At 71.4% G+C, this 14,786-nt stretch carries 12 protein-coding genes and 1 pseudogene; 4 read left to right on the top strand and 9 right to left on the bottom strand.

Going from position 1 to position 14,786, the window contains the following annotated elements:
- Positions 1-60: 60 nt before the first annotated feature.
- The 4 genes from VFZ92_RS27065 to VFZ92_RS27050 all read right to left on the bottom strand — a co-directional run bounded on the left by VFZ92_RS27065 (position 61) and on the right by VFZ92_RS27050 (position 4,919).
- Positions 61-2,169 (bottom strand): 3-hydroxyacyl-CoA dehydrogenase NAD-binding domain-containing protein, encoded by a 2,109-nt coding sequence (locus tag VFZ92_RS27065; RefSeq protein ID WP_330878858.1) that lies wholly within the window; start codon positions 2,167-2,169, stop codon positions 61-63.
- Complete coding sequence (locus VFZ92_RS27060) at positions 2,166-3,410, bottom strand: thiolase family protein (protein ID WP_330878857.1); 1,245 nt, start codon at positions 3,408-3,410, stop codon at positions 2,166-2,168. The genes VFZ92_RS27065 and VFZ92_RS27060 overlap by 4 nt, the downstream gene beginning before the upstream one ends.
- 139 nt (positions 3,411-3,549) lie before the next feature.
- Positions 3,550-3,990: an ABA4-like family protein gene (locus tag VFZ92_RS27055; protein WP_330878856.1), complete on the bottom strand. Its 441-nt coding sequence runs from the start codon at positions 3,988-3,990 to the stop codon at positions 3,550-3,552.
- Complete coding sequence (locus VFZ92_RS27050) at positions 3,987-4,919, bottom strand: hypothetical protein (RefSeq protein ID WP_330878854.1); 933 nt, start codon at positions 4,917-4,919, stop codon at positions 3,987-3,989. Before VFZ92_RS27050 ends, VFZ92_RS27055 begins: the two co-directional genes overlap by 4 nt.
- A gap of 102 nt (positions 4,920-5,021) precedes the next feature.
- On the opposite strand from VFZ92_RS27050, the gene VFZ92_RS27045 reads away from it, so the two are divergent.
- Positions 5,022-5,627 carry a MerR family transcriptional regulator gene (locus tag VFZ92_RS27045; protein WP_330878853.1) on the top strand — a complete coding sequence of 202 codons (606 nt, stop codon included), beginning with the start codon at positions 5,022-5,024 and terminating at the stop codon, positions 5,625-5,627.
- A 10-nt stretch (positions 5,628-5,637) separates the two neighbouring features.
- On the opposite strand, the gene VFZ92_RS27040 is transcribed toward VFZ92_RS27045, so the two are convergent.
- From VFZ92_RS27040 to VFZ92_RS27030, 3 genes are all read right to left on the bottom strand, one after another.
- On the bottom strand, positions 5,638-5,859 hold the full coding sequence (locus VFZ92_RS27040; RefSeq protein WP_330878852.1) for a hypothetical protein: 222 nt from the start codon (positions 5,857-5,859) through the stop codon (positions 5,638-5,640).
- Between the two features lie 116 nt (positions 5,860-5,975).
- Positions 5,976-7,229 (bottom strand): ribonuclease D, encoded by a 1,254-nt coding sequence (locus tag VFZ92_RS27035; protein ID WP_330878851.1) that lies wholly within the window; start codon positions 7,227-7,229, stop codon positions 5,976-5,978.
- A 67-nt stretch (positions 7,230-7,296) separates the two neighbouring features.
- Positions 7,297-7,950: a response regulator gene (locus VFZ92_RS27030; RefSeq protein ID WP_181320591.1), complete on the bottom strand. Its 654-nt coding sequence runs from the start codon at positions 7,948-7,950 to the stop codon at positions 7,297-7,299.
- Between the two features lie 316 nt (positions 7,951-8,266).
- On the opposite strand from VFZ92_RS27030, the gene VFZ92_RS27025 reads away from it, so the two are divergent.
- Positions 8,267-9,427: a dipeptidase gene (locus VFZ92_RS27025; RefSeq protein ID WP_330878850.1), complete on the top strand. Its 1,161-nt coding sequence runs from the start codon at positions 8,267-8,269 to the stop codon at positions 9,425-9,427.
- Positions 9,428-10,038: 611 nt separating this feature from the next.
- On the opposite strand, the gene VFZ92_RS27020 is transcribed toward VFZ92_RS27025, so the two are convergent.
- On the bottom strand, positions 10,039-10,602 hold the full coding sequence (locus VFZ92_RS27020; protein WP_330878849.1) for a DUF3000 domain-containing protein: 564 nt from the start codon (positions 10,600-10,602) through the stop codon (positions 10,039-10,041).
- 102 nt (positions 10,603-10,704) lie between these two features.
- Here VFZ92_RS27020 and hemE point away from each other — a divergent pair, with 102 nt between their 5' ends.
- Together hemE and hemG are read left to right on the top strand one after the other, a co-directional pair.
- The gene (gene hemE, locus VFZ92_RS27015) at positions 10,705-11,751 is read left to right on the top strand and encodes a uroporphyrinogen decarboxylase (protein WP_330878848.1); all 1,047 of its coding nucleotides are present in this window, start codon (positions 10,705-10,707) and stop codon (positions 11,749-11,751) included.
- Complete coding sequence (hemG, locus tag VFZ92_RS27010; RefSeq protein WP_330878847.1) at positions 11,748-13,169, top strand: protoporphyrinogen oxidase; 1,422 nt, start codon at positions 11,748-11,750, stop codon at positions 13,167-13,169. The genes hemE and hemG overlap by 4 nt, the downstream gene beginning before the upstream one ends.
- Positions 13,170-13,209: 40 nt before the next feature.
- Here the strand turns inward: hemG and VFZ92_RS27005 are convergent.
- A pseudogene (locus VFZ92_RS27005) lies at positions 13,210-14,786 on the bottom strand (peptidase S8); the annotation flags it as partial.

Here is a 14,786-nt window from a genome sequence, read left to right as displayed (position 1 = left end):
CACGACGACGACGGCGCCCGACCCCCGTGAGGGGACCGGGCGCCGTCGTCGTCGGAACCCCTACGCGGGCAGTGACGCCACGCCGGGCTCCAGGAAGCGCTTGCCCGTGACCTTCTCCGAGATGCCCTCCCGGTCGAGGTACGGGGTGATGCCGCCCAGCCAGAACGGCCAGCCCGCGCCGAGGATCATGCAGAGGTCGATGTCCTTCGCCTCGGCGACGACGCCCTCGTCCAGCATGAGCCGGATCTCCTCGGCCATGCCCTCCAGCGCGCGCGCCTTGACCTGGTCGGCCGTCAGCGCGTGGTCGCCGAACTCCCAGAGCGCGGCGACCTCGGGGTCGACGGTCTGGTTGCCCTGCGCGTCCCACTGCCACACCGCGGTCTTGCCCGCCGCGACGAACCTCGACAGGTTCGGGCTCACGCTGAAGCGGTCCGGGAACGCGTGGTGCATCGTCTCGGACACGTGCAGCGCGACGGCGGAACCGACGAGCTGCAACAGGATCAGCGGCGACATCGGCAGGCCGAGCGGCTCGGTCGCCTTGTCGGCCACCTCGAACGGCGTGCCCTCGTCGATGGACTTCACGACCTCGCCCATGAAGCGGGTGAGGAGGCGGTTCACGACGAACGACGGCGCGTCCTTGACGAGCACGCAGGACTTCTTCAGCTGCTTGCCGACCGAGAACGCGGTGGCCAGCGTGGCGTCGTCGGTCTGCTCGGCGCGCACGACCTCCACCAGCGGCATGACCGCGACCGGGTTGAAGAAGTGGAAGCCCACGACCCGCTCGGGGTGCGCCAGCTTCGACGCCATGTCCGTGATGGACAGCGACGACGTGTTGGTGGCGAGGATCGCCTCCGGCGACACGTGCGCCTCGACCTCGGCGAACACCTGCTGCTTCACCGCGAGGTCCTCGAACACGGCCTCGATGACGAAGTCCGCGTCGGCGAACGCCGCCTTGTCCAGCGAGCCGGTCACGAGCGCCTTGAGGCGGTTCGCCTCGTCCGGCGACACGCGCTTCTTGCCCAGCAGCTTGTCGACCTCGGTGTGGACGTAGCCGACACCCTTGTCCAGACGGGACTGGTCGACGTCGGTCAGCACGACCGGCACGTGCAGGCGGCGCGCGAACAGCAGCGCCATCTGCGACGCCATCAGACCGGCGCCCACGACGCCGACCTTGGTGACCTTGCGCGCGAGCGCCTTGTCCGGCGCGCCCGCGGGCTTCTTCGCCCGCTTCTGCACCAGGCCGAACGCGTACAGGCTCGACCGCAGCGTGTCGGTCATCAGCACGTCGGTCATGAACCTGGTCTCGGCGTCGTAGCCGCGGTCCAGGTCGTTCTCGCGCGCCAGCTCCAGCAGCTCCAGCGCCTTCAGCGCGCCGGGCGAGGCGCCCTTGGTCTTGCCGTCCACGATGGCCTTCGCGCGCGCCACGGCGGCGTCCCAGCCCGCACCGCGGTCGATCTCCTTGCGCGGCACGGTGATCTCACCGGCGAGCACCTTCGCCATCCAGGCGAACGACTGCTCCAGGTAGTCGGCCGAGTCGAGGACGACGTCCACGACGCCGAGGTCCGCGGCCTGCGCGGGCTTGAGCATCTTGTTCTGGTTCAACGCGTTCTCGAAGATCACGGTGACCGCGTCGTTCGCGCCGATCAGGTTCGGCAGCAGCTGCGTGCCGCCCCAGCCGGGGAACAGGCCGAGGAACAGCTCGGGCAGCGCCACGGCCGCGGCGTTCGACGCCAGCGTGCGGTAGTGGCACGACAGCGCCAGCTCCAGGCCGCCGCCCATGACCGCGCCGTTGACGAACGCGAAGGTCGGGATCGTCGAGTCGGTGAACCGGCGGAACGCCGCGTGGCCGATCTCGCCGATCAGGTCGGCCTCGGCGCGCTGGTCGCCGCTCACGGCGTTGAGGTCCGCGCCCACGGCGAAGATCAGCGGCTTGCCGGTGACCACGATCGCCGTGGGGTTGGCCGCCGCCGCCTCGTCGTAGGCGTTGCCCAGGCTCAGCAGGCCGCGCACGCCGAACGTGGAAGGACGGGTGTGGTCGAGGCCGTTGTCGATCGTGATGACCGCGACCTGGCCGTCGACGCCCGGCACGGTGACGAGTCGGCTGACCGCGGTGGTCACGACCTCGTCGGGGTAGCGCTCGTCGGCTTCGGCGAGGGACAGCGTGCTCACTTCGTCTCTCCCGTCCAGAGGGGGTTCTCCCAGATCACGGTGCCGCCCATGCCGATGCCGATGCACATGGAGGTGAGGCCGTAGCGCACGTCGGGGCGCTCGGCGAACTGCCGGGACAGCTGCGTCATCAGTCGCACGCCCGACGAGGCCAGCGGGTGGCCGGTCGCGATGGCGCCGCCCCACTGGTTCACGCGGGGGTCGTCGTCGGAGATGCCGAAGTGGTCGAGGAACGCCAGCACCTGCACGGCGAACGCCTCGTTGATCTCGAACAGGCCGATGTCGTCGATGGTCAGGCCCGCGCGCTGGAGGGCCTTCTCCGTCGCGGGCACCGGGCCGATGCCCATGACCTCGGGCTCGACGCCCAGGAACGAGTAGCCGACCATCCGCATGCCGACGGGGAGGCCCAGCTCGCGGGCCGTCTCCTCCTCGGCCAGGATGCAGCCGGTCGCGCCGTCGTTCAGACCGGCCGCGTTGCCCGCGGTGATCCGGCCGTGCGGGCGGAACGGGGTCTTGAGCTTCGCCAGGTCGTCCAGCGAGGTGCCGGGGCGCGGCGGCTCGTCGGCGGAGGCCAGGCCCCAGCCCTTCTCCGCGGAGCGGGTGGCCACCGGCACGAGCTCGGGGCCGATCTTGCCCGCCTTGACCGCCTCGGCGTACTTGGCCTGCGAGGCCACGGCGTACGCGTCGGTGCGGTCCTTGGTGATCTCGGGGAACCGGTCGTGCAGGTTCTCCGCGGTCTGCCCCATGACCAGCGCGGAGGTGTCCACGATCCGGTCCGCGATGAAGCGCGGGTTCGGGTCGACGCCCTCGCCCATCGGGTGGCGGCCCATGTGCTCGACACCGCCCGCGATGACCACGTCGTAGGCGCCGAACGCGATGCCGCTCGCGGCGGTCGTCACGGCCGTCATGGCGCCCGCGCACATGCGGTCCACGGAGTAGCCGGGCACGGACTTGGGCAGCCCCGCCAGCAGCGCCGCCGTGCGGCCCAGGGTCAGGCCCTGGTCGCCGATCTGCGTCGTGGCGGCGATGGCCACCTCGTCGACGCGCTCGGGCGGCAGTTCGGGGTGCCGCCGCAGCAGTTCGCGGATCACCTTGACCACCAAGTCGTCGGCGCGGGTCTCCGCGAAGATCCCCTTGGGTCCGGCCTTGCCGAACGGCGTGCGGACGCCCTCGACGAAGACCACGTTCCGAACGCCACGAGCCACGTCGTGTCCGCTCGGTGCCGGCGCTGCTGGTGCGGCCACGGCGTCTCCTCCACGTTGAGCTGACTGGAAAGTTCCACCGGCGGTCGCGGTGTGCGCGAACGCGCCGCTACCGATCGGTAACACTGACTTTAGACCTCGTTACTGGCCAGTAACCACACTGGTGGCACTGTCGATCGCGTCACACCGTAAGCGCGGGCTCCGCCCGGCGCGCCCGCAGTGCGCGAACGGGCAGGAAGAGCAGCAGTCCGATGGGTGACGCGAGGATGGTGACGAGCAGGATCGGCGCCATCACGAGCGGGTGGACTCCCAGTCCACGGCTCTGCCGGTACATCCAGCGGCCGACGAACAGGTCCCAGGCGATGAAGTGCGCCCAGCCGAGCGCGGTGCCCTCCGGTGTGCCGAGGAACTCCGCCAGCGGGCCGAGGGCGGGCGCGGACACGGCCGCCCACAGCTCGGGGAGGTTGGCGACCGCCAGCACGAGGTAGACCAGCGCGGGCGGCACGACGATCAGCGGCGAGGCGATGACCTTCTCCGTGGTGCGCCACCTCGGCGCGAGGATCATCAGCGCCCAGAACGGCACCGCGAGCAGGAACGTGGTCGAGAAGAGGACTTCGGTCATGCCGGCACCGCCGTGGTGGAGGACGTGAGCGCCCGCACGGCGCCGAGGCCGATGACGGCCAGCAGCGCGGCGAGCGCGAGGAGGGTGGGCGCGTCGGGGGCCGTGACGGCCTGACCGCGCAGCGACTGCCAGAGCGTGAGCGCGAACAGCCCCGCGTACAGCCCGGCGGCGAGCCGGACGAGCTGCGAGCGGGTGCGCCCGTCGGCGAGCCTGGGGGAGCGGATGAACCCGAGCGCCGCCGCGAACAGCGGGAGCGCCTGGAGCGCGTGCATCCCGAGGAAGTGCGGCACGCGCAGGTCGCCGCCGGTGGTGTTCCAGCCCGTCGCCGCCATCGACGGGCCGCCGTCCGGCACGCCGACGCTGTGCCCGCCGACGACGCCGGTGACGCCCTTGGAGAGGTCCTCGATCTGCTCCGGCGTGGGGACGAGCATCAGGAAGCCGACGGACAGGCCCGCGACCGAGATCAGCAGGCCGTAGCGCAGGGCGGTGCCCGCGGCCTTGTCGACGAACGTGCTGAACGCCACCAGCGCGGCGATCACCGCGGTGGAGGTCCACAGGAACATGACGCTCAGGCCCATCGCGATGAACAGGGCCCGGTCGAAGGTGGTGCTGACGTTGAAGTGGCTGTGCTGCCCGCGGGCGGCCTGCCCGACGATGATCACCATCTCGATGGTGCTGGTGACGGCGATGATCGTGCCGAGCGGCCTGCCGACCTTGCGCGCCCTGGTGGGGAGGCTGACGGCCCAGGAGAGCGTCGCCCCGTAGAGGGCGAACGAGACGGCGAACTTGAACGGCTTGAACCAGATCGGTGCGCCGTCGAGGGTGCGGTCGTCCACGAGCACCGCGAGCCCGGTCAGCGGGACGAGGGCGACCATGACGAGGGTGAAGAGCATCAACGGCGGGTGCCAGGCCAGCGCCTTGCGCAGCATCGTCGACTCCAGTTCTGGATAGTGACACTTTCTACTATCAGAAAGGTAGACTATCCATATTGGGCCGTTTGCACTAGAGGGGTGGTCGTGCGGATCTCGGAGTTGAGCAGGAAGAGCGGCGTGCCCGTGCCGACGATCAAGTACTACCTGCGTGAAGGGCTCCTGCCCTCCGGCGAGCGGACCGGTCGCAACCAGGCCGACTACGGCGACGAGCACCTGCGCAGGCTCAAGCTCGTGCGCGCGCTGATCGACATCGGCGGCCTGTCCATCGCCGCGGTCGGCGAGGTCGTCGGCGTGCTGGAGAACGCCGACGTGGTCACGCACCAGGTGCTCGGCGTCGTGCAGCGCAGCATGGGGACCGACGAGCCGCCGCCCGCCGACCGGGCGTCCCAGGACGAGGTGACCGCGCTGCTGGCCCGGCGCGGGTGGGACGGCATGGCCGACGACCCGGCGGCGCTGGCGCTGGCGGGGGTGGTGACCGCGGCCCGCAAGCTCGGGCACCACCGGTTCGCCGCGCAGCTCGACGCGTACGCCGAGGCGTCCGCCGGCATCGCGCGCCAGGACCTCGACTACGTGCTGCTGCACGCCAGGGTCGACGACGTCCTCGAAAGCATGGTGGTGGCCACCGTCCTGGGTGACGCCGCGCTCGCCGCGTTGCGCAGGCTCGCGCAGCGCGACGCCTCGGCCCGGCTCCTCGGCGGGGGGTGAGACCCGCGCGTCAGGCCGCACGGAAGGATCTGGCGCCGCGCGCCCGCGCTCTGGTCGTGGCGGGCGGGCCGTCCGGGCGTTCGGTCCGGACGACGGGGTGCTGCGCGCGGGCGAGCGCCGCGACGGGCGGCTCGACGTGCGCGGGCGGGCCGGGGTTCGGCGCGACACCCGCGGCGGCGAGCGGGACCAGGACAGGCGGCAGCGGGTGCCGCCGGATGATCGTGCTGGGCATTCCGACCTCGCAGTGCCGTGGGGGCCGACGAGGGCCCAGTGAACCGGCACCGCACCGCTCCCACTACCCCTGACCTGGGCGTTGGTCCACTCAGGTCAGGGATAGGGGTAAGCGGGTCACCCAGTAGGGGCCTGCGGGGGCTGGAGCGCCTCCGCGAGGGCGTCGACGGTCAGGTCGACCTGCCAACGCCGGGCGCCGCCGTCCAGCAGCGCCCGCTCCACCCCGGCCGGGGTGAGGTCCTCCGGGGGCTGCCAGCAGGTGCGGCGCACCAGGTCCGGCAGCAGGAGGTTCTCCACGGGCAGGGTGTTCGCCTCGGCGATGGCCGTCAGCGCCGCCCGGACCGCGGCCAACCGCAACGCCGCGGCCGGGTCCTTGTCGGACCAGCGGTTGGCGGGCGGAGGACCGTCGTGGTGCGGGGACGGCTCGGGCAACTCGGTGCGCGGCAGCGCGGCGGCGCGCTGCAAGGCGCCCAGCCACGTGCCCACCATGCGCCGCTGCGCCCGCCCGCGGAACACGGGGAGCGCGAGGAGAGCCGCCTCGTCGGCCGGACCGCGGACGGCGGCGTCGACGAGAGCGGCGTCGGGCAGCACTCGGCCGGGCGCGATGTCGCGTTCCCGAGCCACCGAATCCCTGGTCTCCCACAGCGAGCGCACCGCGGCCAGCTGCCGGGGGTTGCGGATGCGGTGGATGCCGGAGGTTCGGCGCCACGGTTCGGCACGAGGACGACTCAGCGGCGCGTTGCGCGCCGCCTCGAACTCCTGGTGCGCCCATTCGAGCTTGCCCTGGCGTTTCAGCTCCTGTTCGAGCACGTCGCGCAGCTCGATCAGGAGTTCGACGTCGAGCGCCGCGTAGTTCAGCCAGTCAGCGGGAAGGGGGCGGCGCGACCAGTCGGCCGCGCCGTGCCCCTTCTCCAGCCGGTAGCCGAGCAAGCGCTCGACGAGCGTGCCCAGAGCGACCCGTTCGAAACCGGCTAGCCTGCCCGCCAGCTCGGTGTCGAACAGGACGCTCGGATGGAGGTCGAGTTCGGCGAGGCACGGCAGGTCTTGCGACGCCGCGTGCAGCACCCACTCGGTTCCTTCCAGCGCTTCGACCAGCGGATCGAGCCGACCACCCAGGGCGATCGGATCGACCAGCACGGTTCCAGCGCCTTCCCGGCGCAGTTGCACCAGGTAGGCACGTTGCGAGTAGCGGTAGCCCGAGGCTCGCTCGGTGTCCACCGCGACCGGACCCTTCGCCCCGGCGAGAGCCGTAGCTGCTCGCCGGAGCGCTGACAGGTCGGACACCACTGGCGGAACCCCCTCTGCGGGTTCCGTCAGCGGGACCGGATCTGCTCCGGTTGGTTCGGTTGGCTCGTCGGCGGGTACGTCCACGACGGATGACCCTATGACGAACGTCCCGCTCGCGGGTGTATCAGGCCGGTTCAGTGCGTCGACCAGCTCAGCGGATCACGCCGGCACGCATGGCCAGCGCCACCATCTGAGCCCGGTCACCGGTGCCCAGCTTGCGCCCGATCCTGCTCAGGTGAGACTTCACCGTGAGCGCGGAAAGGCTGAGCGCTTCGCCGATCTCCTTGTTGCTCTGGCCATCGGCGACCAGCTGGAGGACCTCGACCTCACGCGCGGAAAGCTCCCGCGGTGTGTTGTCGGTGCCCGGAACCCTGGTGCCCGCTGCGAGCACCGGAGCCACACTCGGATCCGCGTAGACCCCGCCGTCGAGAACCCTGCGCACCCCGTCGGTGACCACCATGGGCGAGGCCGACTTCAGGAGGTACGCCTGAGCGCCCGCCTGGAAGGCCGACCGAACCGCATAGGGGTCGTCGGAGGATGCGAGGACCACGATTCGCGGCCAGCCCTGGGCACGGAGTTCCGTGACCAGGTCGATGCCGGTGCCATCCGGCAGGCCCAAGTCGAGGATCGCGAGGTCGCAAGGTCCGGTTGCCAGAGCCCGCGCCCGAGCCTCTGCAACCGATGCGGCCTCATGCACTGTCCCGGCTCCCATCTGGGTGAGCCGAGCGGATATCGCCTCCCTCAGCAGTGGGTGGTCGTCGACCACCAGCACTGAGAACAACTCTTCCCGCGGGTGCGGGACCATGTTCGCCGGCAACGAGCCGGCTGGCGTGGTACGAACGGCCTGACCTAAGCCGACGGCAGCCACGTCACTACCTCCCTGGAGTCGGTCGTGCCCCCCGACCGGCACCGGGACTTTCGGCCAATCAGCCGCGCCACTGATCGACCGAAAGTGGTGTCGTCTGGGGCAGCGTAGCCGCCCGAGAGGGTCTACGGGACGATCAATCGGGTATCTGTCCCTATCGAGTTGTGACTGGTGACCCCTTCTGTCACACGATCGGCTGACAACTGGATGGGGCCGTAACGCGAGTCTCACTCACAACGACATCTAGGAGATCCCAGTGGCGAGCAGCACAAGCCGGGACCGTGCGCAGGCACTTCTCGACCGGATCCAGCTCGCCGACGGGCACAACGACCTCCCCTGGGCGCTCCGCGACTTCTTCGAAACCGACTCAAACAGTGAAAAGTCAACGGACGACGTTTTCGCTACCGCGGCGCGCGTAGACCTGTCGGTCCGCACGCCGGAACTCCACACGGACCTCGTCCGGCTCCGCGAGGGGCGGGTGGGCCTCCAGTTCTGGTCCGTCTGGATCCCGTGCAAGCTGGCGGGTGACGGAGCGGTGACCGCCGTGTTGGAGCAGATCGAACTGGTCTACGAACTGGCCGCCCGCTACCCGGACGACCTGGCCGTCGCGACCACCGCCGCCGAGGCCGAGGCGGCGTTCGCCTCCGGCCGGATCGCGTCGCTGCTGGGCGCCGAGGGCGGGCACTCGATCAACTCGTCGCTGGGGGTGCTGCGGGCGCTGCGGCGCCTCGGCGTCCGGTACATGACGCTCACGCACAACGAGAACACCCCGTGGGCCGACTCGGCCACCGACGAGCCCGTGCACGGCGGGCTGACCGCGTTCGGCCGGGACGTGGTCAGGGAGATGAACCGGATCGGGATGCTGGTCGACCTGTCGCACGTCGCGCCCAGCACGATGCACGACGCCCTGGCGGTCACGTCCAAGCCGCTGATCTTCAGCCACTCGTCCTGCCGGGCCGTCGCCGACCACCCGCGCAACGTGCCGGACGACGTGCTCGGCAAGCTCGCAGACAACGGCGGGGTCTGCATGGTGACGTTCGTGCCGCACTTCGTGTCCCAGGCGTACGCGGAGTGGGACGCCCGGCTGAAGGACGCGATGAACGCGGCCGGGGTGAGCCACAACGACCTGGAGGCGCGCGGCGCGTTCACGCGCTCGTGGACGGGTGGCGGACAGCCGCCGCGCGTGACGCTGCGGGACGTGGTCGCGCACGTGGAGCACGCGCGGGAGGTGGCCGGGATCGACCACATCGGGCTCGGTGGCGACTACGACGGCGTGAAGGCGCTCCCGGAGGGGCTGGAGGACGTGTCGTGCTACCCGAACCTGTTCGCCGAACTGGTGGAGCGGAAGTGGAGTGAGGGGGATCTGGCGAAGCTCGCCGGGGGGAACGTGGTGAGGGTTCTGCGGGACTCGGATTGATCATGCAAATGCACGTGCATTAATACTGTGCAGTTTGGGTCGTGGGGCGGTCCTCCGCGGGGCCGTGGGTGTGGCTGTGGGTGTGGTTCGTGGGGTGCGGGTCGCTGGGCTGACCCCGATTTGTTTATCGTCTCCATGCCCGTTTTTGTTTGTCAAGGCGGGAAAGATGCCTTGACGAACAAAAACGGGCGTGATGTGTCGGGGAAATCGGGGGCGGCCGGGGGAAGGGTTGGAAGGGCGGTGGGCCCTGGTTGGGTAATGGGGATGGTTGGGGCCGGGGCCGGTTGCTCTTGTTGCGTTGGGGTTCTGAGCTGGTGTTATGTCAGGTAGTGGTGGTGGGCTGCTGCTTGGGTGGGGCTGGATCGACCGAACGTGGTCGATTTTGGTGGGGATCTGAGCCTTGAAATTAGTGATCGGGTAGGTCTGTGGGCTGCCCTTTTAGTGCGATCTGAGGCTCGCATTAGGGGTCCCTGGGTTGCATTGGCCACAGCGTGCTGGAGGCTGGCTGCGAGGTTGCCGGCTGGTGGCCCAGCATGCTGGTGGTGGCCGGCGGGTGGGCAGGGGTGTCCCAGGGTGCTGGCGGGGCTGACGCTCGGGGGTGAGTGGGCTGGCTAGGAGCCTGCTCGTTGGCCGAACATCGTCACGCCTACCGGGGGCAGGCCCACCGCTGTGGCCATGAGGTCGAAGAAGGCCGTGCCGTGCGCTGCCAGTTCCGCGTCCCGGGCCGTCCAGGAGGCGCGCAGTTCCAGGTCGTCGGTCCTTGCCGGGCCGGAGATGTCGCCGAACCTCGCCGACGACGTCTGGGTGACCGTGCCGCCCAGGGCCGTGTACGACGCGCCGGAGACCTCCAGCGACTCCGCCAGCCAGGACCAGCCCACCTCCGGCAGGAGCGGGTCAGCCGCCAGTTCCGGGTCCAGTTCGACTCGCACGTAGGCGACCAGGCGGAAGTCGCCCGCCCAGGCCTCTACGCCGTCCGGGTCGTGGAGCAGCACCAGCCTGCCTGTCGACAGTTCGTCGGACGGGCCGGTTATCTCGGCGGTCAGTGCGTAGGCCCAGGGCGCGAGGCGTTGCGGCGGGCGTACTTCGGTCAGTTCCAGCTCTGGTCGGGTTCGCACCGACTTGAGCGTCGCCACCGCCCGCCGGAACAGCTCGGGCTCCGCCGCGATTCCGGTCACGTCACCGACTGTATGCCCAAAAGCGCCACCGTTCGCGGGCGGCACGCCGAGCGGGTGGCACCGCGCCGAACCCCTTTCCCGTGGCGTGGGACGATTGGGACGATGACGAACTCCCTCCTCTCCGAAGCCCCGCTGCTGGTCGCCGCGCGCGGTGGCACGCCCTCTCGCACGCCGGTGTGGTTCATGCGCCAGGCGGGCCGTTCACTGCCGGAGTACCGCAAGCTGCGCGAGGGCACCGCGATGCTCGACGCCTGCATGGACCCGGAGATGGTCTGCGAGATCACGATGCAGCCGGTCCGCAGGCACGACGTGGACGCGGCGATCCTGTTCAGCGACATCGTCGTGCCGCTGAAGGCCGCGGGCGTCGACCTGGACATCGTTCCCGGTGTCGGGCCCGTGGTCGCGAACCCGGTGCGGACCGCGTCCGACGTGGCCGCCCTGCCCCTGCTGCGGGTCGAGCAGGTGCAGCCGGTGCTGGACGCGATCGGGCTGCTGCTCAAGGAACTGGGCGGGGTGCCGCTGATCGGGTTCGCCGGGGCTCCCTTCACGCTGGCGTCGTACCTCGTGGAGGGCGGCCCGAGCCGCAACCACGAGAAGACCAAGGCGCTCATGCACGGCGACCCCGAGCTGTGGCACCTGCTGCTCGGGAAGATCGCCGACCTGACCGCGGAGTTCCTGACCGCTCAGGTCGACGCCGGCGTGTCGGCCGTGCAGCTGTTCGACTCGTGGGCGGGCGCGCTGTCCGAGCGCGACTACCGGGAGTTCGTGCTGCCGCACTCGGCCCGCGTCCTCTCCGCGATCTCCGGCGTGCCGCGCATCCACTTCGGCGTCGGCACGGGCGAGCTGCTGCCCGCCATGCGCGAAGCGGGCGCGGACGTCGTCGGCGTCGACTGGCGCATCCCGCTGGACGTGGCCGTGCGCCGCCTCCGCGAGGCGGCCCCCGAGCTGCCGGTGCCGGTCGTGCAGGGCAACCTCGACCCGGCGCTGCTGTTCGCGGGCGTGCCCGCGCTCCAGCGCGAGGTCGAGCGGATCGTCGCCGAGGGCAGGTCCGCCGCCGGGCACATCTTCAACCTCGGGCACGGCGTGCTGCCGGACACCGACCCGGAGATGATCACCAAGGCGGTCGAGCTGGTGCACGCCGCCGGATGAGACCACTCCACGTCGCGGTGATCGGGGGCGGGGTCTCCGGTCTGGCCGCGGCGCACCGGCTCCGCAAGCTGCTCGGCCCGCGGGCCGTGATCACGGTCGTCGAGCAGTCGGACCGCCTCGGCGGCAAGCTGCGCACGGTCGAGCTGGCCGGGCACGCCTACGACGTCGGCACCGAGGCGTTCCTGGTGCGCAGGCCCGAAGCGGCCGAGCTGATCCTGGAACTGGGCATCTCGGCGTCCGTGGTGCACCCGACCGGGGTCCCCGCGACCATCCGCGCGGGCGGTCACGTCCGGCCCATCCCGGCGCACACCCTCATGGGCGTGCCCGCGTCGGCCGAGGCCGTGCGGTCCGTGCTGTCCGACGAGGGGTACAGCCGCGTCGCGGCCGAGCCCGCGCTGCCGCCGATCCACCTCGACGGCGCGGACGTCGCCGTCGGCACGCTGCTGCACGAGCGGTTCGGGCCCGAGGTCGGCGCGCGGCTGGTCGGTCCGCTGCTCGGCGGTGTCTACGCGGGCAGCCCGAAGTCGCTGGGGCTGCGGGCGACCATGCCGCAGCTCGCGACGGCCCTGGACTCCGGGATCGGGTCGCTGCTCGCGGCCGCCGCCACGACGATGCCCGCGCCGCCGCAGGCCCGCGCGAAGCGCCCGCCGGTGTTCGGCACGCTCTCCGGCGGGCTGAGCACCCTGGTCGACGCGCTGGAGAGGGCCGCGGCCCCCGACGTCCGCTTCGGGCTGCCGGTGCGGGCGCTGGCCTGGCGCGACGTCGGCTGGCGGCTGGAGATCGGGTCGGCGGCGTCGCCGGAGTACCTCGACGTGGACGGGATCGTGCTCGCCGTGCCCGCGCCGTCGGCGCGCAAGCTCCTCGCCGACGTGGCTCCCGCCGCGGCGAAGCGGTACGCGGAGATCGACGTCGCCTCGATGGCCGTCATCGCCATGGCCCTCCCGCCCGGCACGGAACTGCCCGAGCGGTCCGGTGTGCTGATCGCCGAGGGCGAGCGGTACCGGGACACGACGCCGTTCACCGCCAAGGCCTTCACGTTCTCCAGCCGCAAGTGGGCGCACCTGGACGACGGTCCGCTGCTGGTGCGCGGGTCGGTCGGCCGCTTCGGCCAGACCGCGCTGCTCCAGCGCTCCGACGCCGACCTGGTGAAGGTCGTGCGAGCGGACCTCGCCGAGCTGACCGGCATCACCGCCGCGCCGATCGACACCGTCGTGACCCGGTGGGGAGGTGGCCTGCCGCAGTACGGCGTCGGCCACCTCGACCTGGTGTCCGGCATCGAGCACGCCGTGGCGGAACTGCCGGGTGTCGCCGTGGCCGGTGCTTCGCTGCACGGCGTGGGCGTGCCCGCGTGCATCGCGACGGCCGACGCCGCCGCCGCACGGGTCGCCGCCCACCTCCTCGGCCGCGTCCGCCGGTGAGCGGGCTCGTGGCGGGCGAACGCCACGAGCCCGCCGCCCGTCAGCCGCCCGCGATCCTGTAGGCGCGGATCACGGTGTTCTCGACGGTGTTGCCCCTGCTGTCGGTGGCCTTGGCCCGCAGTGAGGCGTAGCTGCCCGCGGGGCCGTTGTGGACCAGGGCGGACCTGCCGATGACGGGGGCGCGCCGCCAGGTCTTGCCGTCGTCGAACGAGACGTCGACGGCGATCCGGTTGATCCGTCCGTTGTCGGCGCCGGGGTTCTGCTGGACGACCAGGGGCACCGCGAACGTGCGATCGGCGGGGGCGGTGTTCCCCCCGGCGAGGTCGGGGCGGAAGCGGATGATCGACATCGGGAGAGGGGTGTACCGCGTCCCCACCTCCGCCGAGCGGAACGTCCACGTGCCGCTGACCCCGGTGCTGAACTCGGACACGCCGCTGCGGGTCGCCTCGACCTCCAGCCGGTAGGCCGCCGCGGGCGGCGACACGTCGCCCCGGAGGTTGCCCGGTTCGGTGCTCTCGCCGATCTTCACGCCGTCGCGGAAGAGCGTCGTCCTGGCGCTGTCGAACGTCGAGTAGCCCGCGCCGCCCGTGCTGTCGCCGAACATCGGCACCGTGACGCGGATGGTCGAACCGCTCCTGCCCAGCGCGTGGGCGAACCCGTCCAGCGCGGGGCCGACCACCGCGTGGCCGGGCAGGTTGTCGTAGTGCTCGCCCGCTCGGAACTCCCGCGGCGGCGTGTTCTGCTCCGCCTCGGTGGTGTTCCCGAAGAGCTGTTCGTGCGTTGAGATCCACGTGACGCCGTCACCGGCGACGTGGTCGGTCGCGGTGCCGGACGCGCCGACGGGTGCCCGCCACGCGAACCCGAGGGCGCCGAGGGAGTCGACCGGGCTCAGCGCGAGGACGTGCTCGCGGCCCTCGGGACTCGGTCCGACGGTGGTCTTGACCTCGGCGAAGTCCTTCTTGCCCAGATCGCGGACCAAGCCGGTGGGCATCTCGCCCCGCCACGCCGAAGCGAACCGGTAGTTGACCGGCACGTCGCCCACGGGCGTGCCCTGCCACTGGACGCCGATCCGCGAGGCCATCCGGTTCGGTGCGGCGTCCTCGCCGATCTGGCCGGTCAGTGGTTCGTAGGTGTCGGGCAGCGCCTTGCTGTGGCCGGTGGTGCCGGTCGCCGTCGGCCAGGTCGCGCCGACGTCGCTGAGCTGGACCACGGCGGTCGGCTCCGGGACGGACACCTCGACGGGCTTGGCGGTCCGCGCGTCGGCGTCGACGACGGTGTCCTCGTCCACCGTCAGCTTCGGGGCAGCCAGGAGCGCGTACCTCTTCCCCGTCGGGACGGTGCTCCACGCGTAGTAGTCGCCCTTGGGCACCCGGACCTGGCTGCTCCCGTCGTCCTCGGCCAGGTAGTACGCCTTCGAACCGCCGATCTGACCGAGGAAGGTCTCGCCGGTCGCGGAGGGGGCGCCGTCGAGGTCGGTGTGGTTGACGGTGACGGTGTAGCTCTCGACCTCGCGGGCGATCGAGAGCGGGGTGCGCACGGCTCCGGTGCTCGACGTGGCGACCACCGTGCCGGTGTACGCGCCGTCGAGCGTGCCGATCCTGGTGTCGCCGGTGACGG

This window comes from Umezawaea sp., from assembly GCF_036375055.1.
GTDB lineage: Bacteria > Actinomycetota > Actinomycetes > Mycobacteriales > Pseudonocardiaceae > Umezawaea.
This window is presented reverse-complemented; position numbering and strand designations above follow the sequence as displayed.